22 protein-coding genes and 1 other RNA gene are annotated in these 21,140 nt (G+C 39.7%); 8 read left to right on the top strand and 15 right to left on the bottom strand.

What is annotated here, in order from left to right; all coding sequences use genetic code 11:
* Positions 1–5: 5 nt before the first annotated feature.
* From BA70_RS05070 to BA70_RS05035, 10 genes are all read right to left on the bottom strand, one after another.
* Complete coding sequence (locus BA70_RS05070) at positions 6–203, bottom strand: hypothetical protein (protein WP_034319040.1); 198 nt, start codon at positions 201–203, stop codon at positions 6–8.
* Between the two features lie 125 nt (positions 204–328).
* Positions 329–1,483 carry a THUMP domain-containing class I SAM-dependent RNA methyltransferase gene (locus BA70_RS05065; protein ID WP_034319037.1) on the bottom strand — a complete coding sequence of 385 codons (1,155 nt, stop codon included), beginning with the start codon at positions 1,481–1,483 and terminating at the stop codon, positions 329–331.
* A gap of 109 nt (positions 1,484–1,592) precedes the next feature.
* An RNA gene (gene rnpB, locus BA70_RS19355) (RNase P RNA component class B) lies at positions 1,593–1,978 on the bottom strand.
* A 60-nt stretch (positions 1,979–2,038) separates the two neighbouring features.
* Positions 2,039–2,344, bottom strand: a complete 306-nt coding sequence (gene gpsB / locus BA70_RS05060; protein WP_012010336.1) for a cell division regulator GpsB — start codon at positions 2,342–2,344, stop codon at positions 2,039–2,041.
* A gap of 75 nt (positions 2,345–2,419) precedes the next feature.
* Positions 2,420–2,962 carry an SLOG family protein gene (locus BA70_RS05055; protein WP_338058931.1) on the bottom strand — a complete coding sequence of 181 codons (543 nt, stop codon included), beginning with the start codon at positions 2,960–2,962 and terminating at the stop codon, positions 2,420–2,422.
* Between the two features lie 49 nt (positions 2,963–3,011).
* Positions 3,012–3,248 (bottom strand): spore coat protein CotD, encoded by a 237-nt coding sequence (gene cotD, locus BA70_RS19350; protein ID WP_008356833.1) that lies wholly within the window; start codon positions 3,246–3,248, stop codon positions 3,012–3,014.
* A gap of 951 nt (positions 3,249–4,199) precedes the next feature.
* Positions 4,200–4,391: a hypothetical protein gene (locus BA70_RS05050; RefSeq protein ID WP_034319032.1), complete on the bottom strand. Its 192-nt coding sequence runs from the start codon at positions 4,389–4,391 to the stop codon at positions 4,200–4,202.
* Between the two features lie 75 nt (positions 4,392–4,466).
* Positions 4,467–5,891, bottom strand: a complete 1,425-nt coding sequence (locus BA70_RS05045) for an NAD-dependent succinate-semialdehyde dehydrogenase (protein WP_034319377.1) — start codon at positions 5,889–5,891, stop codon at positions 4,467–4,469.
* A 137-nt stretch (positions 5,892–6,028) separates the two neighbouring features.
* On the bottom strand, positions 6,029–7,207 hold the full coding sequence (locus BA70_RS05040; RefSeq protein WP_034319030.1) for an iron-containing alcohol dehydrogenase: 1,179 nt from the start codon (positions 7,205–7,207) through the stop codon (positions 6,029–6,031).
* An 84-nt stretch (positions 7,208–7,291) separates the two neighbouring features.
* On the bottom strand, positions 7,292–8,623 hold the full coding sequence (locus tag BA70_RS05035; protein ID WP_034319027.1) for an MFS transporter: 1,332 nt from the start codon (positions 8,621–8,623) through the stop codon (positions 7,292–7,294).
* Between the two features lie 288 nt (positions 8,624–8,911).
* Between BA70_RS05035 and BA70_RS05030 the strand changes: the two genes are divergently transcribed.
* From BA70_RS05030 to BA70_RS05015, 4 genes are all read left to right on the top strand, one after another.
* Positions 8,912–9,619, top strand: a complete 708-nt coding sequence (locus BA70_RS05030; RefSeq protein ID WP_034319024.1) for a FadR/GntR family transcriptional regulator — start codon at positions 8,912–8,914, stop codon at positions 9,617–9,619.
* A gap of 23 nt (positions 9,620–9,642) precedes the next feature.
* Positions 9,643–11,052 (top strand): FAD-binding oxidoreductase, encoded by a 1,410-nt coding sequence (locus BA70_RS05025; RefSeq protein WP_034319021.1) that lies wholly within the window; start codon positions 9,643–9,645, stop codon positions 11,050–11,052.
* Position 11,053: 1 nt separating this feature from the next.
* Positions 11,054–12,358, top strand: a complete 1,305-nt coding sequence (locus BA70_RS05020; RefSeq protein WP_034319019.1) for a (Fe-S)-binding protein — start codon at positions 11,054–11,056, stop codon at positions 12,356–12,358.
* A gap of 613 nt (positions 12,359–12,971) precedes the next feature.
* Complete coding sequence (locus tag BA70_RS05015) at positions 12,972–14,090, top strand: NADH-dependent flavin oxidoreductase (protein ID WP_239646627.1); 1,119 nt, start codon at positions 12,972–12,974, stop codon at positions 14,088–14,090.
* A gap of 51 nt (positions 14,091–14,141) precedes the next feature.
* Here BA70_RS05015 and BA70_RS05010 read toward each other — a convergent pair whose 3' ends face one another.
* The gene (locus BA70_RS05010; RefSeq protein ID WP_034319016.1) at positions 14,142–14,648 is read right to left on the bottom strand and encodes a PTS sugar transporter subunit IIA; all 507 of its coding nucleotides are present in this window, start codon (positions 14,646–14,648) and stop codon (positions 14,142–14,144) included.
* A 168-nt stretch (positions 14,649–14,816) separates the two neighbouring features.
* Between BA70_RS05010 and BA70_RS05005 the strand changes: the two genes are divergently transcribed.
* The gene (locus tag BA70_RS05005; RefSeq protein ID WP_034319013.1) at positions 14,817–15,236 is read left to right on the top strand and encodes an Hsp20/alpha crystallin family protein; all 420 of its coding nucleotides are present in this window, start codon (positions 14,817–14,819) and stop codon (positions 15,234–15,236) included.
* 19 nt (positions 15,237–15,255) lie between these two features.
* On the opposite strand, the gene BA70_RS05000 is transcribed toward BA70_RS05005, so the two are convergent.
* The 3 genes from BA70_RS05000 to BA70_RS04990 all read right to left on the bottom strand — a co-directional run bounded on the left by BA70_RS05000 (position 15,256) and on the right by BA70_RS04990 (position 16,452).
* Entirely contained in the window at positions 15,256–15,681 is a 426-nt protein-coding gene (locus tag BA70_RS05000; protein WP_034319011.1) for a YppG family protein, read from the bottom strand.
* Between the two features lie 107 nt (positions 15,682–15,788).
* Positions 15,789–16,169: a YppE family protein gene (locus BA70_RS04995; protein WP_239646623.1), complete on the bottom strand. Its 381-nt coding sequence runs from the start codon at positions 16,167–16,169 to the stop codon at positions 15,789–15,791.
* A 49-nt stretch (positions 16,170–16,218) separates the two neighbouring features.
* Entirely contained in the window at positions 16,219–16,452 is a 234-nt protein-coding gene (locus BA70_RS04990) for a DUF5446 family protein (protein ID WP_239646622.1), read from the bottom strand.
* A 196-nt stretch (positions 16,453–16,648) separates the two neighbouring features.
* Between BA70_RS04990 and sspM the strand changes: the two genes are divergently transcribed.
* The gene (gene sspM / locus BA70_RS04985) at positions 16,649–16,753 is read left to right on the top strand and encodes an acid-soluble spore protein SspM (RefSeq protein WP_012010346.1); all 105 of its coding nucleotides are present in this window, start codon (positions 16,649–16,651) and stop codon (positions 16,751–16,753) included.
* A 22-nt stretch (positions 16,754–16,775) separates the two neighbouring features.
* On the opposite strand, the gene BA70_RS04980 is transcribed toward sspM, so the two are convergent.
* Entirely contained in the window at positions 16,776–17,732 is a 957-nt protein-coding gene (locus BA70_RS04980; protein ID WP_034319001.1) for a DUF2515 domain-containing protein, read from the bottom strand.
* 46 nt (positions 17,733–17,778) lie between these two features.
* On the opposite strand from BA70_RS04980, the gene recU reads away from it, so the two are divergent.
* Both recU and BA70_RS04970 read left to right on the top strand, forming a co-directional pair.
* Positions 17,779–18,390 (top strand): Holliday junction resolvase RecU, encoded by a 612-nt coding sequence (gene recU / locus BA70_RS04975; protein ID WP_034318998.1) that lies wholly within the window; start codon positions 17,779–17,781, stop codon positions 18,388–18,390.
* 43 nt (positions 18,391–18,433) lie between these two features.
* On the top strand, positions 18,434–21,136 hold the full coding sequence (locus tag BA70_RS04970) for a PBP1A family penicillin-binding protein (RefSeq protein ID WP_034318995.1): 2,703 nt from the start codon (positions 18,434–18,436) through the stop codon (positions 21,134–21,136).
* The last annotated feature ends 4 nt before the right edge of the window (positions 21,137–21,140 follow it).

Genomic DNA, 21,140 nt, shown 5'->3' with positions numbered 1-21,140 from the left:
CTTTTTTATGAACGCAAGCGATGTTGATAGCTTTCCTTCATTAAAAATGCATGCTCTGAACGTTCTATGTAGGCCTGAGCAAGGGCTAAATCTTGAATGGCTACCGCAAGCTGAGCAGATTGTCCCGTTTCATGCCCTTCTATTTCTTGAGCAGTCGAAGCGAGTGCTTTTTGGATTAACTGAAATTGATCATAATGAATCATGGAGACACCTCTTTTTTTAAAATCAAGTTCAGTTTATTCCGTCCCGTGAAGCTTTATACCTTTCCGCAATAAAAAAGTCACACCTTCTTTAGGTGTGACCCACCTTCTTTAGGTGTGACCTTTTTTTATGATTCAGTTGTCTGCTTTCTAGGAGGACGTTTTCCCCAATATTGATAATAGTCTGTTTTAATAAATCCATTAAACAGTTTTCTCTTTTTCGTTGCTTTTCTTCCGAAGCACTCTTCGAACTTTTCATGTGACGTTAAGATATATATGGACCAAGTGTCTAGGCTCTTAAATGCTTCACCCATCCCTTGATACATTTTTTCAACAGCTGGCTTATCACTGAGTCGTTCTCCGTAGGGCGGATTTCCGACAATCACACCATACTCCTCTTTTGTTTGGAAGTCTTTTACTTGCATTTGTTTAAATTGAATCAGTTCACTTAGTCCAGCTTCTTCTGCATTCATTTTTGCAATGTCTATCATGCGATGATCAATATCGCTCGCAATAATGTGAAGCGGCTGATCATAGTTCGCTTTTTCTTCCACTTCAAGACGCGCTTTGTTCCATACGTCCTCACCGATCCATTCCCATGATTCAGACGCAAATTCCCGGTTAAATCCTGGGGCAATGTTTTGTCCTATCATAGCTGCTTCAATAGCAATTGTGCCTGATCCGCAAACAGGATCAGCAAACGGACGATCAGGTGTCCAGTTCGTTAATAACACGAGCGCGGCAGCAAGGGTTTCTTTAATAGGTGCTCCGCCTTGATCCACACGGTACCCCCGTTTATGAAGGCCGACACCAGATGTATCAAGGGTTAGCACTGCTTTATCTTTTAAAAGCGCAACCTCGATTTTATATTCAGGACCCGTCTCTTCAAGCCATTCGGACTGAATGTTGTAAGAAGATCTGAGCTTTTGCGCGATGGCCTTTTTGACGATGCGCTGACAATCCGGCACACTTGCAAGCTGTGATTTGACTGATTTACCGATGACAGGGAACGTACTATTTTTCGGCAAATAAGCGGCCCATTCAATCGCTTTTGTCTGTTCAAAAAGCTCATCAAATGTTTTTGCTGAAAATTCAGCAACTTGTACCTTTATCCGGTCTGCTGTACGCAGCCAAAGGTTTGCACGGCAAATCGCAAGGGCATCCCCTTGAAAAATGACTTTCCCGTTATCTACAGTGCACTCATAGCCAAGGTCTCTTACTTCTTTTGCAACAACCGCTTCAATCCCCATTGGAGCTGTCGCGATGAGTGTATAAGTTTTCATTTGTTTATCACCTGTTTTCTCGTCCTTTTATTTATTCAAGATAAAAGCTCTCCATATGTAGAAATAGGAGAGCTTTGTTTTCATCATGTTTAAAATAACGGATATAACGTTCTGTAAGCCATGTTTTGTTCCATCGTACTGCAAACGGCAAATGCCTCGTACTCAGGTGGTAATCATCTATCTACAGAATTCTCTGTCCTTCTCTCCGTTTGGTTCCTTTGAGAAAGTTCCCCTACCAAGTTTGGGTTTCTCGCTCGAGGGGTTTACCGCGTTCCACTCTCACCATTTCTAGTGAGACTTCGTCACTGTGGCACTTTCAAGGATACTTTGCCATATTCTATAAAAGGACGTAGGCATTTTTCCTGCCGTCAGCCTTTCCCAGGCTGCCCTGGCTTATTTTTTCGCCAGGCACGAACACTACGGGCATCTCAGCACCGTGCGAGCATGGACTTTCCTCTGCAATGCCTAAAAGCATTACAGCGATTACCCGAACGTTAATCAACAAGCGTTATTATAAACGACAATGTCATCTGACACAAGCTTTTTCGGCATCACTCAATCATAAAGTTTGCTGCCGAAAACGTGTTTCTCAAGGTTAGATAGTCTTTTTAAAATATCAAAGTTCGTTGTATTGGACTGTGCAGGCTGTCTTTTCCCTTGTTCAACTGCTTCTTCAAGCTGTTTTGACAAGTGGAGGTTTTCTTGTTGAAGCTTTTCGATTTCTTGGTTGAATGTCTCATAGTCTTTAATGACCATATCTAAAAATTTATCGACTTCTTCTTGTTTATACCCTCTGACACCTGTTTTAAATTCTTTTTCTAAAATTTCTTTCGCAGAAAGCTTTACTTTATCAGCAAGCATCTTTTTCACCTCATATCGTGAATTCATAGTATATTTTTTCAGAAATACGTGACGTTGTCAAATTTTCTCTTGTTTTTAGTCAAAAAACGGATCTTCCGCCTCAACCTGTGCTCTTAGATCATCCATTGTGATGTACATAATTGGGTAATCGGTATAGTTTTCAGCTTCTCTGATCATATACTTTGGAGAGCCCTCATGCTCTGGATCATAAAGAGCGAGAAGACCATCTGTTTTTTCAATAAAAAAGCGGTTCTTTTGTTTAAATTGTGCCGGACTTTCATATGGTCTATGCGTGACACTTTCTACAAAATCTGCTTGTGCAAGAATCGCTTCATACAACTCTTTATTTTGTTCATTCCAGCGCTCTTCTTGTTCATAGAATGGCGTAATGACTGCAAGTTTTAAAGCTGGATACTCCTCTTGAAGCTCAAACACCACTTCGGCTGTCCAGATTTCAGCACCTAGCTGCCCCGATATGAGAACCCATTCCAGACCCTCTTCGATAAGAGCTGTCAGCCTTTTTTGAAGCTCCGCTTTTATGTATTGAAGTGCAGGCTCGTCTTGTTTGAATATCCCAAGTTCGAATGGCTTGTACCCTGTGACAGCAATAATTTTCATTTTTTCACCTGCTTTTAAAAAAAGGGACTTATAAAAGTCCCAATTCACGTTATCTGTTACAGCAAGGTCCACCGCAGTTAAAGTGTTGATGTGTTGCCGGGTCCACCTGAGAAAACGTATGCGGGAAGTAGTGAACATGTTGGAAGTTTTGATGGTGGACATTCGTCACATGCTGCGGATGGATGTGCGGCACAATTGTTGTGGACTCGCTGTGTGTACAGCAATGATTCGTCGGATGAACAATTGGCTGTGTAACATTCGGCTTGCAATGATGATGATGGTACATGTAGCATTCCCCTCTCCTTGATTTTCTTACATTAATAATGTATGAATGAAGAGGTGTACATGTACTAATGCATTAACCTATTTTAAAAGTTTGCAAGAAAAACATCTTTATAATTTGAAAACACAAAAGCGATCAAAATGACAACAAGAAAAAACAAGTAAAAAAGACCCTTATACATGCTCTACGCTCCTCATTCAATATCTAACGCTATTTTACAGGATTCGTGACTTTTCTACAATAAAAGTGCTAAACAATTTTTATTTTCGGCCGATAGCCGAACGTTGTCATTTCTTGCGCTTTCCCGGGCAATAATTTCATTGCCCAGCTTTCCGAAGTAGACGAGTTATTCTTTTTTCGAGCTCAGCATATTTCGAGAGCTCAATACTTTTTTTAAACTGGTATGTTCAAAATCAACCGTTCTGAGCTCTTTTAAACCTTGTTGCGCTTTCTTGATCCCGATGAGACAGAGATAATGTAGCACACCTCAAAGAGGTTTTCCGCCAGCTATAACACGAAGCTCGTATTGTTGCTGTTGTAAGCTGTACTGCCTCTATTATGTGGCGAGAGTTTCATTGGACGAGACGATATTATCGGGGAGAGAAAAGCTGGAACACTCGTTGTTAAAAACATCTGGTCCGAGAACGGTATGAAGTAAATAAACAATTGTAACCAACTGAACAGTTGTTTCCAAAATTTTGAACGGGTGAGACAATTTTGGCAGAGTCTACGAACTGATATTTCATGTATGTGTATAGGGATAATTAAGTTGCGCCCCTTATCCTAAATTTCAAAGCTACACTTATCGTGTAATTTCCTCTTCTGTTTGCCTACTCGTTCTTTTTGCCATATTCACAATAAAAAACCGTATTTAAGATCATAATGATCTTAAATACGGTTACAATCAAAGAACTTTATTATCCGAAAATAGGAGAACTCTTTCGGTATCATCCATTAAAGAGTGTGACTTCTTTCCTCTAATTTATCAGAGGTTACTGCCCACAGATCCGTACTCTTTATAACTGTTTGAAGCGCATTACTCGATTGATCTGCTGAAGCCACCATTTGCTTAACACTCGCAGCAGCCTGCTCAGTTCCTATTGCAATTTCCTCATTTATTTTGCTAACATTTTCACTATCATTCATAAGAATTTCTCAGAAGTATCTTGAATATTGATCGTTACAATGTTTTTTTATTCGTCATTACACTAATTACATTTTTTATTTAATACCCATGGAAATATATTTTTCTTCTAAGTATTCGTCCAGCCCTTGATGTCCGCCTTCACGCCCCATTCCACTCTCTTTAATTCCTCCAAATGGAGCTTGAGCAACTGCAGGAACTGCATCGTTCATACCAATAATCCCGAATTCTAGAGCTTCAGAAACTCTGACGGATCGACTAAAATTTTCTGTATAGAAATACGCAGCTAAACCATATTCTGTCGAATTTGCATATCGAACGACTTCTTCTTCTGTCTCGAATGGAATAATTGGAGCAACTGGCCCAAATGTTTCCTCACTCGTAATAAGCATGTTTGAATTTACTTCACCCAAAATGGTAGGTTCATAAAACAACCCCTCAGACAATTTACCTTTAAGGCGTTGTCCTCCATAAAGAAGGCGAGCTCCTTTAGAAACAGCATCATTTACATGCTCTTCCACTTTCTCTAAACTTTCGGGACTTACCAAGGGTCCAACTTGTACACTTGGATCAATACTATTTCCAACTTTAAGAGCTTTCACTTTTTCTACAAAAAGTTCTGAAAACTTATCTATAACAGAGCTTTGGACATAGATTCGATTTGCACATACGCACGTTTGCCCTGTATTTCTAAATTTACTTTCAACCGCACCTGTAGCAGCAGCTTCTAAATCAGCATCTTCAAAAACAATAAATGGTGCATGTCCACCAAGTTCCAATGACAACCGCTTCAATTGTGCAGCAGACTTGGTCACTAATAATTTCCCAACCTCAGTAGATCCTGTAAATGAAATCTTTCTAACTGTTGGGTTTTCAAAAATTTCATCAGAAATTGGGCCTGAAGCACCTGTTACGATGTTTACAACTCCTTTTGGCACTCCTGCCATTTCTACCAATCTTCCAAACGCAATCGCACTAATAGGAGATTGTCCAGCTGGTTTCACAACAGATGTACATCCAGCTGCCATCGCAGGACCTACTTTTCTAGTCATCATGGCTAAAGGGAAATTCCAAGGAGTAATTGCTGCAACGACACCAATTGGCTGGCGGATAACCATTAACCTTTTGTTAACAGCAGAAGCAGGAATCGTTTCTCCATAAATCCTTCTTCCTTCTTCAGCAAACCATTGTAAATAACTAGCTGCAAAAGCTACTTCTCCTTTTGCCTCCGTAAAAGGTTTTCCCATTTCCAAACTGATGATTTCTGCTAATTGATCTTGATATTCATGCATAAGATCATACAACTTCAGTAAATAGTGAGCACGTTCGTTTGCCGTTAATTTGGACCAGGATTTAAAAGCATGATCTGCTGCTTCAATCGCCAGCTTTGTCTCTTGATGCCCCCCTTTTGGAGCTCGAGCAATCATTTGACCAGTTGATGGGTTTGTTATTGAAAATGTTTTTCCATCTAATGCAGCTGTCCATTCACCATTGACATACATTTTTAATTTCTCTAATTCAACTAAAGAATTGACTTTTAACAAAAAAATTCCCCCTTAAATAAATTATCTTCAATCACTGATATAAAATCTAAATTTTAGGCGTCTATTTTGTCATTACACTTGCAATCTTTTGTAGATTACATCTCATTTAACGCACCATAATATGCTTTTTCAATAATCAAGTGAATATCTTCAGCCTTTGTCAGTCTAGGGTTTCTTAATACATTACCACTTCTCATCGAATCGGTTACTAATTTTGGTAAATAATCAAGTGAAACACCCAAATCTTTTATATTAAGAGGGATATTCATCGACTGATTCATTTGGATAACAATTTCAATTGCTTTTTCTGCTGCCAATCGAGTAGATAATCCGCTAACATCTACTCCTAAAGCAATTGCGATATCTTTATACTGTTCTGCACACGCTGGTAAATTATATTTCATTACGAACGGCAATAATGCAGCATTTGCAATACCATGAGGAATATTAAAAACTCCACCAAACGTATGAGATATTGCATGGACATTTCCCAAAAGTGATTGAGAAAATGCCACCCCTGCTATCATTGAGCCAACAAGCATTTTCTCCCTGCTTTCTATATCTGTTCCAACAAAATAAGTCTTAGTTAAATTTTCACCAATCATTTTTATAGCCTGTATAGCAAATCCTTGACTAACAGGACTAGCAGATTTAGATGTATATGATTCTATCGCGTGTGTTAGCGCATCCATCCCTGTTGCTGCTGTAATCCCTTGTGGGAGATGCAACGTAAGAGCAGGGTCTAATATAGCTAAAATTGGAAATAATTTTGGACTAATCACTGCCAGTTTAAATAATGTATCTTTATTCGTTACAACGGTCGAGGCTGTTACTTCGCTTCCTGTTCCTGCTGTAGTGGGAATGGCTATGATAGGAAGAGGCGGTATGGTGATTTTTCCTACCCCTTCATAATCAAAGATATGACCAGGGTTAGTAGCCATTGCGGCTATCCCCTTCGCTGTATCGATGCTACTACCACCACCGACAGCTAATACAGCCTCGCTTTTATGCTGTTTAAGATAGTTTGTTCCTTGATGAATCGTATCATCTGATGGATTTGGCTCTATCTCATCATATATTTCATATTCCAAATGAACAGCCTGAAGTGACTTCTCAATTCCTTCTAAAAGATTAGCTGAACGTATACCTTTATCTGTAACGATCAGTACCCTCTTAATCCCTAATTCACTAATCATTTCTCCTGTTTTATTTGAAATTCCGTTGCCACATTCTACTCGCGTGGGCATAAAATATGTGTATGGCATTAAAGACATTGTTAACAACTCCCCATAAGTAATCATTTTGAGTTTAGTAAAAATATTTCTTTAAATCTATTGAACTTGAATCAAACGAAAAGATTATTGATTTGTTGAGATATGTGAATTATCTTGTGAAACTTTTAATTGGCTTTTTCGCATTGCAAACAACAGAGCGCTAGCTACTAACATAGATCCACTTAAAAAGAACAATGCAACACTTACATTTCCTGTGGCATCTTGAATCATCCCAATACCATAAGGTCCAACGAATCCACTTAAATTTCCAATTGAATTAATAACAGCAATTCCTACAGCAGCAGCTGAAGTACTTAAGAATTGAGTTGCCAAAGACCAAAAAGGCCCATAGAAACTGTACATGCCTGATACAGCTATAACCATAAATGCAATTGAAAGAAACGGATTTGAGGTCATTCCAGATGCAAACAGTCCTAAAGAGCCCACAATCAACGGAATAGCCGCATGAATACGTCTCTCTCCCGAACGGTCAGAACGACGAGACCAGATATTCATTACAATGGCTCCTGCGATATAAGGAATCATTGTAAGTAATCCAATTTGCACATTAGTCAGGACTTCCGAAAGAGATTTAATAATTTGAGGTAGCCAAAAGCCTACACCATATATACCAATGTTAAACATAAAGTAAATTATTGCTAGATACCATACTCGTGGATTCGTTAAGGTTTGTTTGTGTCCAACTAGTTTTTTGTCAGCATCTACCTTTGCTTTTTCTACTCTTTCTTTCTCCAATTCAGATATTAACCATTGTTTCTCCTCGCTTGAAAGCCATTTCGCTTGGTCTGGTCTATTCGTTAAATAAAATAACGTAACAATCCCCAAAATAACAGCCGGTACACCTTCAAGAACGAACATCCAACGCCAACCATCAAGCCCCATCCATTGGATGTTATCCATAATCCATGTAGAAAGTGGAGCCCCAATAATGTACGAAATAGCAATAGCTGTCATAAACATAGCAATTGTTTTTGCTCTCTCTTTTGCTCTAAACCAATAAGTTAAATACAAAATAACTCCCGGAAAGAAGCCCGCTTCTAATGCACCGAGTACAAAACGTAAGATATACAAATGTGTAGCATTTTGAACGAATCCGGTTAAAACAACTACAATCCCCCAAGTTATAAGAATTCGTGCAATCCATTTTTTTGCTCCGAACTTCTCTAACATGATATTACTCGGCACTTCACACAAAAAATAACTTATAAAGAAGATACCAGAAGCAATCCCAAACATCTGACTCGTTAGTCCTAATGCTTCATTCATTTCTAAAGCAGCATAACCTAAATTTGCCCTATCAAGGAACGCAACAATATAGAGAATAATTAAAAATGGTACGAGTCGTCTAGTGACTTTTCGAGTTGTTTGCTTTTCTAATGAAACTGCATTATTCATACCCATTCCTCCTAATGAATTAAGCGTGTAAATCCCTGAAATGATGAACTTCAATATATATAAAGTGGAGTAAGCCACGAACTTTAGAATATTCAGATATGTAAGTGCTTTCATTAAAGTTCGAAAACATTGAAAGCACTGCTTAATTTGTTGTAATTCGCAAATTTGTAATACAACTATTGCAAAACCTAGTAAGTTTGTTTATCATTTTATACATAAATGAACGTTTTGTAAATTTAAAATTTAAAAGTTATCATACAAATTAAAATTTAATGGAGGATGGTAATCGTGTCTCAAAAAGAAAAAGTTTCGCAGATTATTGCTCGTGAATTATTTACCATGATTGAAAATGGAAAGTTCCCTCCAGGTTCAAAACTGCCAACCGAAATGGAACTTACTGACCAATTTGGAGTAAGTAGAGTTCCAATCCGAGAAGCGCTAAGCATGCTCCGTGCTGCAGGTGTCATTTATTCACGTCAAGGTGGGGGAAGTTACGTAGAAGAATCTACCAATTCAACATTACTTCAAAGGATTCATATTGAAACTGATGATATTGACAATATTAAATATCTCTTTGAAATGAGAAAAGTGCTAGAGCCTGAAGTTGCTTACTTAGCTGCCCTCCGTCGCACGCCAAAACAACTTGAAAACATGAAAAGAATATTAGACGAATGGGAGAAAAAATCAATCGAAAATACTACAACTGCTAGAAAGGAAGATATAGATTTTCATAACTCTATTACTTTAGCTACACAGAATCCTATTATGATTCAAACACAAAATAACCTAGCTTCCCTTTATGAAAAAACATTACAAATTACTCTTCGTCCAAATACAGAGTTAAAACTTAAAAGAGAAGCTGTCTACAAAGAACATCGAGATATTTTACTTGCAATCGAAGCAGAAGAGCCTGAGTTAGCTAAAGTTCTGTCTATGATTCATTTGAGGAATGCAGAAGAGAAAATAAGCTTGTTTATAAAAGATTACACTTTATAGCAAAACGAGAGGATGAGGATTAAATGAAAGTAGTGACCGATTATCATATAGAGAACATCGAAGCAATCATAAAAACGGGGAGAATACTCATAGATGAAAGTGATCGTTTTAGTTATTCATTCGATGGTTCTTTTGGAACCTATTTACCCGATATCGTCATTCAGACTAAAAGCGTAGACGAATTAGCCTCACTTGTGAAGTTTGCTAATTGCGAAAAAATACCTATTTGCCCACGAGGTCAGGCAACGAGCCTCAGTGGAGGTCCTCTTCCTGTTAAAGGAGGGATTGTCATAGATTTATCTATTATGAACGATTTGCTTGAAATTCATGAAGAAGATCTTATTGCAATTGTTTCTCCAGGTGTATTGACATCAGACATTCATAAAGCTGCCGAACAAAAAGGACTAATGTATCCACCGGATCCAAGCAGTTCTCACGTTTCTACGATTGCTGGTAATTTAGCAGAAAACTCAGGTGGCCCAAGAGGACTGAAGTATGGCGTGACAAAAGATTATGTCATTGGTCTTGAAATCATTACCCCGGAAGGAGAAATCATCAAAACCGGCGGTAAAACAGTAAAGAATGTTACCGGTTACGATTTAACGAAACTCATTGTGGGTTCAGAAGGAACACTTGGTATTATAACAAAAGCAATATTGAGACTCATTCCTAAACCACAGGCCAGTGGGACCATCATGGCCATTTTTGATAACCTTGTTGATGCTGGAAGTGCCATTTCCAAAATTCTTTCTTCCGGTATTTTGCCCTCTAAAATGGAGCTAATGGATCAGTCTTCTATTGTAGCAGTCGAGAATTTTGAACCCCTTGGTTTACCAACTGACGCAGCAGCACTTATATTAATTGAACTTGACGGCCACCCCCTCTCTCTGAAAGAAGAAATGGAACAAGCGGCTGTATTATGCCGTACTGTAGGGGCGAGAGAAGTAACAATTCCAAAGAATAAAGCCGAGGAAACAGAGCTTTGGAAAGCTCGTAAGCTTGTATCACCGGCCATCGCGCGGATTAAGCCAACTAAAATCTCTGAGGATGCTACCGTCCCTCGAAGTAAAATACCTGAAATGTGTGAAAGATTACTGAACATACGTGATAAATACGGTATTCACCTTGTTGTGTTTGGTCATGCTGGTGATGGTAATCTTCATCCGAATATTATTTGTGATAAAACAGATCAGGAAGAAATGATTCGTGTTGAACAAGCTGTTGCAGAAATTTTTACGGCTGCTGTTGAGCTTGGTGGAACACTTTCAGGTGAGCATGGGATTGGAACGATGAAAGCACCGTTTATGGAAATGGAACTCGGTGCAGTTGGACTTGATATGATGAAACGTATAAAAAAAGCATGGGACCCGAACAATATTATGAATCCTGGTAAGATATTTCCTGAGCCAGGACAAAAATTGGAGTTGAGATAACATGACGGTACCACTTAATGAATTAAGAGAAGAACTTCAGTATGACAAAACAAAAAATTGTGTTCAGTGTGGCTATTGTTTACCTGTATGCCCAACATATGTAACTTTTGGTACAGAAACTCACTCACCTCGTGGTCGGATTAATCTAGTAAAGATGGTTGGTGAAGGAAAGATTACAGATTTATCCGTTCTTGAAGAACCACTCAATTTATGTTTGGGCTGCCGGGCGTGTGAGACAGCTTGTCCCACAGGTGTAGAATATGGTTCGATCCTAGAAGCGGCACGTGCAGCAATTGTAAAACGCAAAAAATTTTCCTTACCAGTACGTCTATTACGAAAAGTGATGCTGAAAAAAGTCATTCCGAACAAAAAGATGATGAATGTAGCTGGTCATTCTATCTGGCTATACAAAACAAGCGGATTACAAAAAGCTGCCCGGGCGTCTGGCATTATGAAAAATACCCCATATAACTTAGGCGAATTTGAGTCGATTATTCCTACTCCTACTTCCCCTATAGAGCGTAGTCGAGCATCAACCGAAGTGAAGGCAAAGCTAAAAGCAAAATATACTGTTGCATTTTTTACTGGCTGTATTATGGACTCTATGTTCCACACTATAAATCAACTATCTATCAAGTTACTTTCAGAAGTAGGCTGTGATGTTGTGGTGGTTCCGAAACAAACCTGCTGCGGAGCACTACAAGCTCATACTGGAGAAATGGACGAAGCACGTCACCTAGCAAAGCAAAATATTCTCGCATTTGAACAAATAAATGCCGATTTTATCGTTAATAATGCAGGAGGTTGCGGCGCCCAGCTTTATGAGTACGGACATTTACTTTCGAATGACGAAGAGTGGGCCGAAAAAGCTGCTGCTTTCTCTGCTAAATCAAGAGATATAAGCCAGGTACTTGTCGCTTGCGGTGGTTTGCCAGACTTACAGCCCCGTCATGGCGAAAGGGTGACCTATCAGCACTCCTGTCATATGACCAATGTTCAGAAAGTAAATCAAGAACCTTTGGAATTATTGAAAAGTATCCCTGGAATACAATTTATCGAAATGGAGCAAGCAAATATGTGCTGCGGATCAGCAGGCATTTATAATATCGTAAATTATGATGCTTCCATGCAGATTCTTGATGAAAAAATGAAGCATACGAAAGCTACAAACGCAACCGTTGTTATCACAACCAATCCAGGTTGCCTATTGCAGATGAAACTTGGTATAGAACGTGAAGGTCTCTCCCACTCTATGCGTGCCCTGCATCTGATTGAATATTTAGCGGAAGCCTCTGGGGTCTCATGAGCTTCTCTTTCACTATTTGATCATGATCAATTCCGAAAACAAAAGAAGATTGAAATGATTTCATCCCATGCCCCTTCTAAGTTCTTTCTTTTTTAAAGAATGAACCTCTCTCTACTTTCTTACTGTATGAAACCCACCTTTTGTGGGTTTCATTTCAGAATAAAGCCATGACGAATCAACAAACATAGGAAAGTTCTCCCTGCATGCTATGGGCATCTTCATCTCCTAATTGATTTCCGATCATCCCACCTTGCCATGACACGCTCATAGGCTTCTTTTTGATGTATATAGAGCTCACTCACGTCCTTTTTTCTAACGCGACTTTTATCTTTCAGTGACCTGCTGCTGAATTGGCGATGTCTATGCGGCGTTCTCATTTATTTCATGCCAATGTACAACTTGTTCATCTGCTTTTATTTCATCAATAAGATCAGTCATTATTTTCCTTTCCATTACGCTCCACCTCTTAATTCTAGTGCACCGAATATTTGTTTGCATGACTAGGCGGCAATTTTTTGATGCGCCGCTCGTGAGCAGATATTTTGAAGTGTTGTAACAGTATCTATTACACTTCTATAGTGAAATGATTTTATTAAGGAAGAAGAGGATGAGATTGAAAAACGAATTTAAGCCTTTATTTGAACCATTTACATTCCCAGGAGGTGCCTCTATTGATGGCCGGTTGGTTGTTGCTCCAATGACACACTTCGGTTCTCACGAGGATGGCACCATCTCAAAGGCAGAAATTGATTTCATTACAGCTAGATCAAGTGAAATGGGCATGGTCATCACAGCATGTGCGAACGTTACTCCAGATGGAAAGGCCTTTGAAGGACAGCCTTCTATCGCAAGAGATGAAGATATACCTGGTCTGAAAAAACTAGCTTCTGCGATCCAGGCAAAAGGAACAAAAGCCATCATTCAAATTCATCACGGCGGCTCTCAGGCCCTTCCTCATTTAGTTCCAAACGGTGATGTGGTTGCGCCTAGCGATGTGTTCAAAGATGGAGAACAAATTGCACGTGCTTTAAAAGAAGAGGAAATTACTCATATCATTGACTCCTTTAAAGAAGCGGCAAGACGAGCAATTCAAGCAGGATTTGACGGCGTGGAAATCCACGGAGCAAACGGTTATTTATTACAGCAATTTTACTCTCCGCATAGCAATCAGCGTACAGATCAATGGGGAGGAAGTGAAGAAAAACGTCTAGCATTCCCTATCGCTGTTGTGGATGCAGTCAAAGAGGCGATCAAGGAATATGGAACAAAACCGTTTATCTTTGGATATCGACTATCTCCTGAAGAACCAGAAACACCTGGTTTAACAATGACAGAGACATTTACGTTAGTTGATGTTCTCAAAACAAAAAACCTCGACTACTTGCATATCTCTTTAATGGAGATTGATTCTAAAGCAAGACGAGGCGCAGATTCTAATAAGACACGTATGGAGCTGCTAAAAGAACGCTGCGGCGATACCCTTCCGCTCATCGGTGTAGGCAGTGTCATTACAGCCGAAGATGCATTGAGTGCTTACAATCAAGGAATTCCGCTGATCGCTGTCGCACGAGAGCTGATCGTCGACCCTGATTGGGCAAAGAAGATTAAAGAAGGCCGAGAAAGAGAGATTGAAACCGTCATTAAACGCAGCCAAAAAGACAAGTACCTGATTCCAGAGGGATTGTGGTCTGTCATGGAAGCGAGTCAAGGCTGGGTTCCAATGGAGGATTAATTTCATCAAAAAAACTACCCTATCATGTGAGGGTAGTTTTTTTGTGCATGATTATTTCACTTTAACCGTAAAGAGCTTAGATGTCTGCTTTTCCACAGCTCCATTTGGTTCTTTATCAAGTTGTTCGATCAGATCACCATTCATGATCACAATGGGTGTCACTGTGCTTGCTGCTTTCTCTTCAATGAGTTCTAAATCACACGTAATGAGAGGATCACCGACCTTCACTTTATCCCCTTCTTTAATGTGTGCTTCAAACCCTTCGCCATTTAACCCAACTGTTTCTAGTCCAATATGAATCAGAAGCTCAAGCCCTGAGAGTGTTCGAATTCCAATTGCATGTTTTGTATGGAAGAGCTGAATGATTTCACCCTCTACTGGTGACACAATGGTGCCACTTGTTGGTTTTACTGCTACGCCGTCTCCCATCATCTTTTGTGAAAAGACGGGATCTGGTACATCAGTCATATCCATTAACTCTCCATCAGCTGGAGAATAAATGACTTCTTCCTTTACATCATCTTCGTTTTTTCCGAAACCGAATAATTTTTTCAGCAATGTCAATTTGCTCCCTTCAAGCTTTGCTCCTAGATCTGTTCAGCGTATGAAATTTTACACTCATACACCTTGCTTCATTCAACACTATTTAATCATAATTTTTTCCGCTCATCAATTGATAACCGCCTGAGCCCTTTTTGCATAGGCTGTAGATGAGAGGTGATTTAAATGAAACAAGAAGGCGAAAAAAAACATGAATTGTTGGCAAATGAGGATATTCTGTTTGAAGTAATTGAACAATTTTTTGCATCCTCCCCGTTTCACGAGATTTTAAATAGTGCGGAGGCACTTATGACCACATCCCATTCACTTGCATCGATTACAACCGATGTGACAGAAGATGATCAATTTGTGTATATTGAGATCCAATTTCCAGACCATTTTGTCGAAGGTGATATTGCACTAGAAGTGAAAGCCCAATATTTACACTTATCGGTACAGGAGAAAATGAAAACAGACACGACTTCCTCCTTTTCTAGCTTTACCAAAACCATTTTAATGCCTGCAAAAATAGATGAAACAAACATGAAGAGTGTGTGGAAAGATCAATCGCTTCACGTGACTGCACCAAAGCAAACAACCCAATAGATGCTTCTATTGGGTTTTGCTATGCTTTAAAAATGCTTGTAAATCCTTTCGCCAATGAGCCCACTTGATTCATTGTACTCATCATTTGCCCAGCTGTATCAAACATTTTGTTAAAGTCGTATTGTCCATTCGTCTTTTTGAACTGTGACAGCACACTTTTAAATTGAGATGATTGCTGTTTTTGCGGTCTTGGCAAAGGATAAGGATTCATAGGCTGCTGCATCTGCGGCTGATTGATTGCTTCTGGCTGCTGAAAAGGCTGGAAATTCTCTTGGTATCCATAAGGCGGTTGATAGGCAGCAGATGGCGCCTGGTTCATTCCAGCTTGATATGGAGGCATGAAATAATCTGGAGGCTGCGGAGGCTGCTGCATGTCTGGATACGGTAAAGGACCTTGCTGGAATTGATTGAATTCATATGGCTGCTGGTTTGAATAAGGGAACATATATCTCGCTCCTCTCGCTCTCAAAACATGTTGATGTCACTCATATATTATGATCAAAAACAGAAGGTGTGCCTAAAGCAGCCATAAGAAAAACGCAGGATATTTCATCAGCTGCGCTTTTTGATTTCTTCTATTAAAAGGTTCATTGTGTAAATCACCGACTCAACTAAATTTTTCACACGGGGTGCATGCTGTTTTCCGAAATAAGATTGCAGGACAACCTCTTTTCCATTTTCTTGTACGGCTTCAAGCTGTTCTTGATGTAAGTATCTAGGTTTGGCCTGATGAATAAATGAGATAGCAGCGGTGAGCCACGCTTCCATTTTCTTGTCAAATTTGACAACGGCCGGCTGAATATCTGTGTAAAAATCATATGTTGGGTATTCCTCTTCAGCTTTTCCCTTTTGGTACTGCTCATATGCTTCTTCGATCCATATTCTCAGCTCTTGTGTATGTTCAAGCAATGTTTGATTATCCAAAGTGTTCACCTCTATGAACCATCCTATCAAACGTTTACTGATTGCTCAAATATGAAAGCTATCCGGCGTGAATTGCCGGTCTTGCCGATAGTTTATACTCTGCTGCATGAATCTTACATTCACAATCCTTCACTTCTGATTCAAGCCGGTCAATGATTTGTTCTTGCTCCTCTTTAGCTGCGTATTTTGTTTGCTGGACAGCATGAGACAGCTCCGCTTCCACCGCATCAATTTTCCGCTCGATTTCCTCTAACAATTGCATAATGGATTCTTTTGATACAAATTCGCTCATCATCAGATTCCTCCTTTATCGTCTCTCGTTACATTCTCTTTTCTTTCACACCCTCCTTCACACATGACAAAACTAGAAGCAAATCGCCAATCTAAGTGTAGATGAGCGCTATTTCTTCATTTTCGACATGTGCTTGTCCTTCTTTGTATGATTGCGTCCGATTCTGTAAATTCTAAGGACAAAGGAGGTAGATTTCATGAAAAAGCAGCCAGCACCAAAAGAACAAAAGCCAAAAGGGAAAGAAAACAGTACAGATCAGCTTGATAAAAAGCTCGGCGGTCCTAATCGTCCATCCACGTAAAAAAGCAGGTACCCCCTGCTTTTTATTTATGCAAAAAATAGTGCTCTAATGAGAAAAGAAAACGAAGCTGCCTTTTTTTATGGAAATACCAGTCAGTCAGCTCGATTTGTTTTGGTAACGGCTCTGCATCGAATAAGGCTGGATTCAATTTCTTTTGAAACCAATCTTCCCGTTGATCGTCTAATGAATGTGTCATCACCGGATAAACCGTTCGTAGAAAAGGTGTTGACCTTCTAGCGATCCCTAAAAACGATTCAAAATCAAACCGGGATCCCGTATGCGGAACGGTATGCAAAAAATGATAAAAATCCGAAAATAAATCGGCTCGAAATAATAGTTTCGCTAGTTTTTTTCCTAATGTAATGCGCTCCTTTACATGGGAAAACTTTCGTATGGTTAATCCGTACAAATGCCCGTCCACCGTTGGAAAAATGACGGTTTGAAAATGTCCCCACTCGCTGAAAAGATATTGAATCGAGTGAAAAACATTCTTTTTCAGAAGAGGATTTTGTATAATAGGAGATTGTATAGTATATTGTTCATTTATAATGAGTGCATAAAGCAGACGCTCTGTGTCACGCTTTAGCCAAAAGTGTGCCCACTCAGCGCTCATAAAACGAGACACGCAAAAATATGGAAGCAGATGAAATAAAGGTTTGCTGCATCGCTTTGACCATTCATACAAGAGAAGCTGCGGGTAAGCATCTGAAAAGATCAGCCAATTCGCTCTTTCATATGCTGTAAAAAAAAGATGCCCCTGCTGATCAGTTAAACCTGGATGAAAAAGCTCGCCCTTTAAATCTGTCATGGACCATCCAGCATTTCTCGAGACAAAGGAAGCAAGCAGCGACCATTTCATTTCTGGATGGCGGTCATAAAAGCGCTTGTAAGCATTTGTCCTCGTCAGGTTGTCCTTATTTTTCGCTTTCGTTTCTCGTAAAATATGCTGAGTAATGATGTGCTCTTCTTGTGACAACATGGTGATCTCTCCAATACAAAATGCATTAAAAGGAGGCTGAAACTTGATGATTCGGTATCCAAACGGAAAATCGTATCAGCCCATTCAACAAATTGGGACAAAAAAAAGAATCAGCGGCGAATCCTCTTATAGTAACCGCGGGATGACACTTGAAGCTGACTTAAATGAAACCAACCAGTACTATTTGGTCAACGGGATCGCAGTCATTCATAAAAAGCCTACCCCAGTTCAAATTGTGAATGTGGACTATCCGAAAAGAAGCGCTGCTGTCATCAAAGAAGCCTACTTTAAACAATCATCAACAACAGACTATAACGGGGTGTACAAAGGGCGCTATATCGACTTTGAAGCAAAGGAAACCAAAAGCACAACCTCGTTTCCGCTCAAAAATTTCCACGAGCATCAAATCGAGCATATGAAACAGGTTGAAAAGCAAGGCGGTATTTGTTTTGTTATTATATCCGCATTTGGCTCCGTTTATTATTTGTCCGCTTCAGATCTCTTTTTCTTCTGGGAGCGCCAGAAACAAAATGGCCGTAAATCCATTAGGAAAGATGAATTAATGGAAACTGGCCACTTAATGACACTTGGATATTCGCCAAGAATTGATTATATTAAAGTAGTGGAGACACTTCATTTTTCGGATGAAAGTGAGTAGCAATTCCGTTCGAAAAAGGTTTAACACGAAAGGTTGAGATGTGATGTCTGATCAATTTACAAGTCGTGAACAGCGACGTAAAGCAAGTCAAGAAAACAATAAGAAGCAAAAGAACAAAAAAGGCAAAAAGAAAGCAGGTCTATTTAAAAAAATATTTTTATCTTTACTCGTGATCGGTCTACTTTGCTTAGTTGCCGGAATCACAACTTTTGCCGTTTTTGCATCAAGCGCTCCTTCTATTGATGATAGTAAGCTCAAAACACCGTATTCTTCAAAGCTTTATGATAAAGACAAAAAAGTATTTGCAGAAGTCGGTGCGGAAAAAAGAACGTATGTCTCGATTAAAGATATACCCGATGTGGTAAAAGAAGCGTTTATTGCTACTGAAGATGCACGTTTTTATAAGCACCACGGGATTGATCCAATCCGTATTGGCGGTGCTCTTGTCGCAAACGTCGAAGATGGCTTTGGTGCTGAGGGTGGAAGTACGATTACACAGCAGGTTGTGAAAAACACCCTTCTTAACAATCAAAAGACGTTAAAACGTAAAGTACAGGAAGTATGGCTCTCAATTCAACTTGAGCAAAAATACTCTAAAGATGAAATTTTAGAAATGTATTTAAACCGTATTTTCTTCTCGCCTTATGCTTATGGTGTTGGGAAAGCGGCCGAACAATTTTTTGGTGTCACAGATTTAAATAAACTAACCGTTGCACAGGCTGCCACACTTGCAGGTATGCCGCAGAGTCCTTCTGCCTATAACCCTGTGAAAAATCCCGAGGCAGCGGAAAAACGCCGTAATATTGTTTTAAGCCTCATGAAAAAACAAGGCTATATTTCAGAAAAAGACTATGAAGTTGCAAAAGCAACCCCTGTCAGCAAGACCGTCGTCCCTGCTGATAAATATAAGAGCCAAAACTCAAGTAAATACTCTGCTTATATTGAAGAAGTCATGGAAGAAGTACAGAAAAAAGCCAAAGTTGATGTATCAACAGATGGCCTAAAAATCTATACATCACTTGATCGAAAAGCACAGGATCACCTAGATGATATTATTAATGGAGATGAAGCCGGATTTACGAAAGGCATGCAGGCGGGAGTCACCCTACTTGATACGAAAAATGGTGAAATTCGCGCCATTGGCGGTGGACGTGATGTACCAGCTGGCGGATTTAACTATGCTACTGATGCAAAACGCCAGCCAGGGTCAACAATCAAACCAATCTTAGATTACGGTCCAGTCATTGAAAACAAAAAATGGTCCACATATCAGCAAATTGATGATGCACCGTATACGTATTCAAACGGTACACCGATTAACAACTTTGACAGAAGACATTTAGGGAAAATGTCGATGAGAAGTGCTTTGGCACAATCACGAAACATCCCTGCCCTAAAAGCATTCCAAGAAGCAGGCACAGATCATGCTGTTCAATTCGCCAATAATTTAGGCATGGACTTACCATCTGACATTCCAGAGTCCTACTCAATCGGTGGATTTGACGAAGGTGTCTCCTCCCTGAAGATGGCTGGTGCCTTTAGTGCATTCGGTAATAACGGATACTATAATGAACCGCATGCTGTCACGTCTGTTGAGTTTAATGACGGAACAAAGCTTGACCTTACGCCAGATTCTAAAGCGGCAATGAGTGATTACACAGCATTTATGATCACTGATATGCTGAAAACAGCTGTACAATCTGGAACAGGTACACTTGCACAAGTACCGAACGTTCAAGTAGCTGGTAAAACAGGTACAACCAACTTTACACAAGATGATATTAATAAATACAATATCCCTTCTGGCGGTGCGAAAGATTCGTGGTTTGTCGGTTATACGCCGCAATACACAGCAGCTGTTTGGACCGGAATCGGTAACTCAAAAGATGCGGACGGCAAAATGTGGCTCACAGATTATGAGCAGCGTGTTGCAAAAATCGTCTTCCAGCGATTAATTTCTCAAATTGATGATGGAAGCGGCTCATTTGAAAAACCTGACAGCGTCGTTGAAGCAACCATTGAAAAAGGATCAGATCCAGCTAAATTAGCCGGACCAAATACACCAAGTGACAAGAAGACAACAGAATACTTCGTGAAAGGAACTGTTCCAACAAAAGTTTCTGACACATTTGAGAAAAAAGAAGCCGATAAGCCATCTGACTTAAAAGCGGTGTATGATGAAGAGAAAAAATCCATCACACTGACTTGGGGTTATGATGACGACGCAAATGCCACATTTAATGTGAAGCAAGCTGTCGATGACGGCGGCTATAAAGAGATTCAAAACAGTTCTGCTAAAGAAGCGGTCATCTCTGGTGTGAATCCTGGCTCCACATATAAGTTCCAAGTGACAGCGACTGTAGAGGATGTCACAAGTAAAGCGGCTTCTACCTTCCTCACCATTAAGGACGACGAAGATGAGGAAGAAAAAGCGGATGATGAAAACAAAGAAGAAGAAGAGCCGCAGCAGCCTGATGATGAGCAGACAGATCAGACTGACGATAACAAAAATCAAAACCCAGGCACTGATGAGCAGAAGCCAGATGATAAAAAGGATCAGGATCAAGATCAAGGTGGAAATACGGAAAACGGCAATGACAATTCCGATAATGGCTCAGACAGTACAAATGGGAATAGCAACTCACAGAGTAATACCAATAAAGATAAAAAGAAAGATGACGAGAAAACCAATTCTCAAAGCTCAAACGCCCAGTCAAATTCTACTTCTCGAAAAGAAGACGAATAACAAA

The sequence above is a fragment of the Bacillus zhangzhouensis genome (genome assembly GCF_000715205.1).
Classification (GTDB): Bacteria; Bacillota; Bacilli; order Bacillales; family Bacillaceae; genus Bacillus; species Bacillus zhangzhouensis.
This window is presented reverse-complemented; position numbering and strand designations above follow the sequence as displayed.

What these genes read in the sequence shown, in the direction of transcription:
- BA70_RS05070 (WP_034319040.1), bottom strand. Translation starts at nt 203, where the DNA reads ATGATTCATTATGATCAATTTCAGTTAATCCAAAAAGCACTCGCTTCG.
- BA70_RS05065 (WP_034319037.1), bottom strand. Translation starts at nt 1,483, where the DNA reads ATGAAAACTTATACACTCATCGCGACAGCTCCAATGGGGATTGAAGCG.
- gpsB (WP_012010336.1), bottom strand. Translation starts at nt 2,344, where the DNA reads ATGCTTGCTGATAAAGTAAAGCTTTCTGCGAAAGAAATTTTAGAAAAA.
- BA70_RS05055 (WP_338058931.1), bottom strand. Translation starts at nt 2,962, where the DNA reads ATGAAAATTATTGCTGTCACAGGGTACAAGCCATTCGAACTTGGGATA.
- cotD (WP_008356833.1), bottom strand. Translation starts at nt 3,248, where the DNA reads ATGTACCATCATCATCATTGCAAGCCGAATGTTACACAGCCAATTGTT.
- BA70_RS05050 (WP_034319032.1), bottom strand. Translation starts at nt 4,391, where the DNA reads ATGAATGATAGTGAAAATGTTAGCAAAATAAATGAGGAAATTGCAATA.
- BA70_RS05045 (WP_034319377.1), bottom strand. Translation starts at nt 5,891, where the DNA reads ATGTATGTCAATGGTGAATGGACAGCTGCATTAGATGGAAAAACATTT.
- BA70_RS05040 (WP_034319030.1), bottom strand. Translation starts at nt 7,207, where the DNA reads ATGTCTTTAATGCCATACACATATTTTATGCCCACGCGAGTAGAATGT.
- BA70_RS05035 (WP_034319027.1), bottom strand. Translation starts at nt 8,623, where the DNA reads ATGAATAATGCAGTTTCATTAGAAAAGCAAACAACTCGAAAAGTCACT.
- BA70_RS05025 (WP_034319021.1), top strand. Translation starts at nt 9,643, where the DNA reads ATGAAAGTAGTGACCGATTATCATATAGAGAACATCGAAGCAATCATA.
- BA70_RS05020 (WP_034319019.1), top strand. Translation starts at nt 11,054, where the DNA reads ATGACGGTACCACTTAATGAATTAAGAGAAGAACTTCAGTATGACAAA.
- BA70_RS05005 (WP_034319013.1), top strand. Translation starts at nt 14,817, where the DNA reads ATGAAACAAGAAGGCGAAAAAAAACATGAATTGTTGGCAAATGAGGAT.
- BA70_RS05000 (WP_034319011.1), bottom strand. Translation starts at nt 15,681, where the DNA reads ATGTTCCCTTATTCAAACCAGCAGCCATATGAATTCAATCAATTCCAG.
- BA70_RS04990 (WP_239646622.1), bottom strand. Translation starts at nt 16,452, where the DNA reads ATGAGCGAATTTGTATCAAAAGAATCCATTATGCAATTGTTAGAGGAA.
- sspM (WP_012010346.1), top strand. Translation starts at nt 16,649, where the DNA reads ATGAAAAAGCAGCCAGCACCAAAAGAACAAAAGCCAAAAGGGAAAGAA.
- BA70_RS04980 (WP_034319001.1), bottom strand. Translation starts at nt 17,732, where the DNA reads ATGTTGTCACAAGAAGAGCACATCATTACTCAGCATATTTTACGAGAA.
- recU (WP_034318998.1), top strand. Translation starts at nt 17,779, where the DNA reads ATGATTCGGTATCCAAACGGAAAATCGTATCAGCCCATTCAACAAATT.
- BA70_RS04970 (WP_034318995.1), top strand. Translation starts at nt 18,434, where the DNA reads ATGTCTGATCAATTTACAAGTCGTGAACAGCGACGTAAAGCAAGTCAA.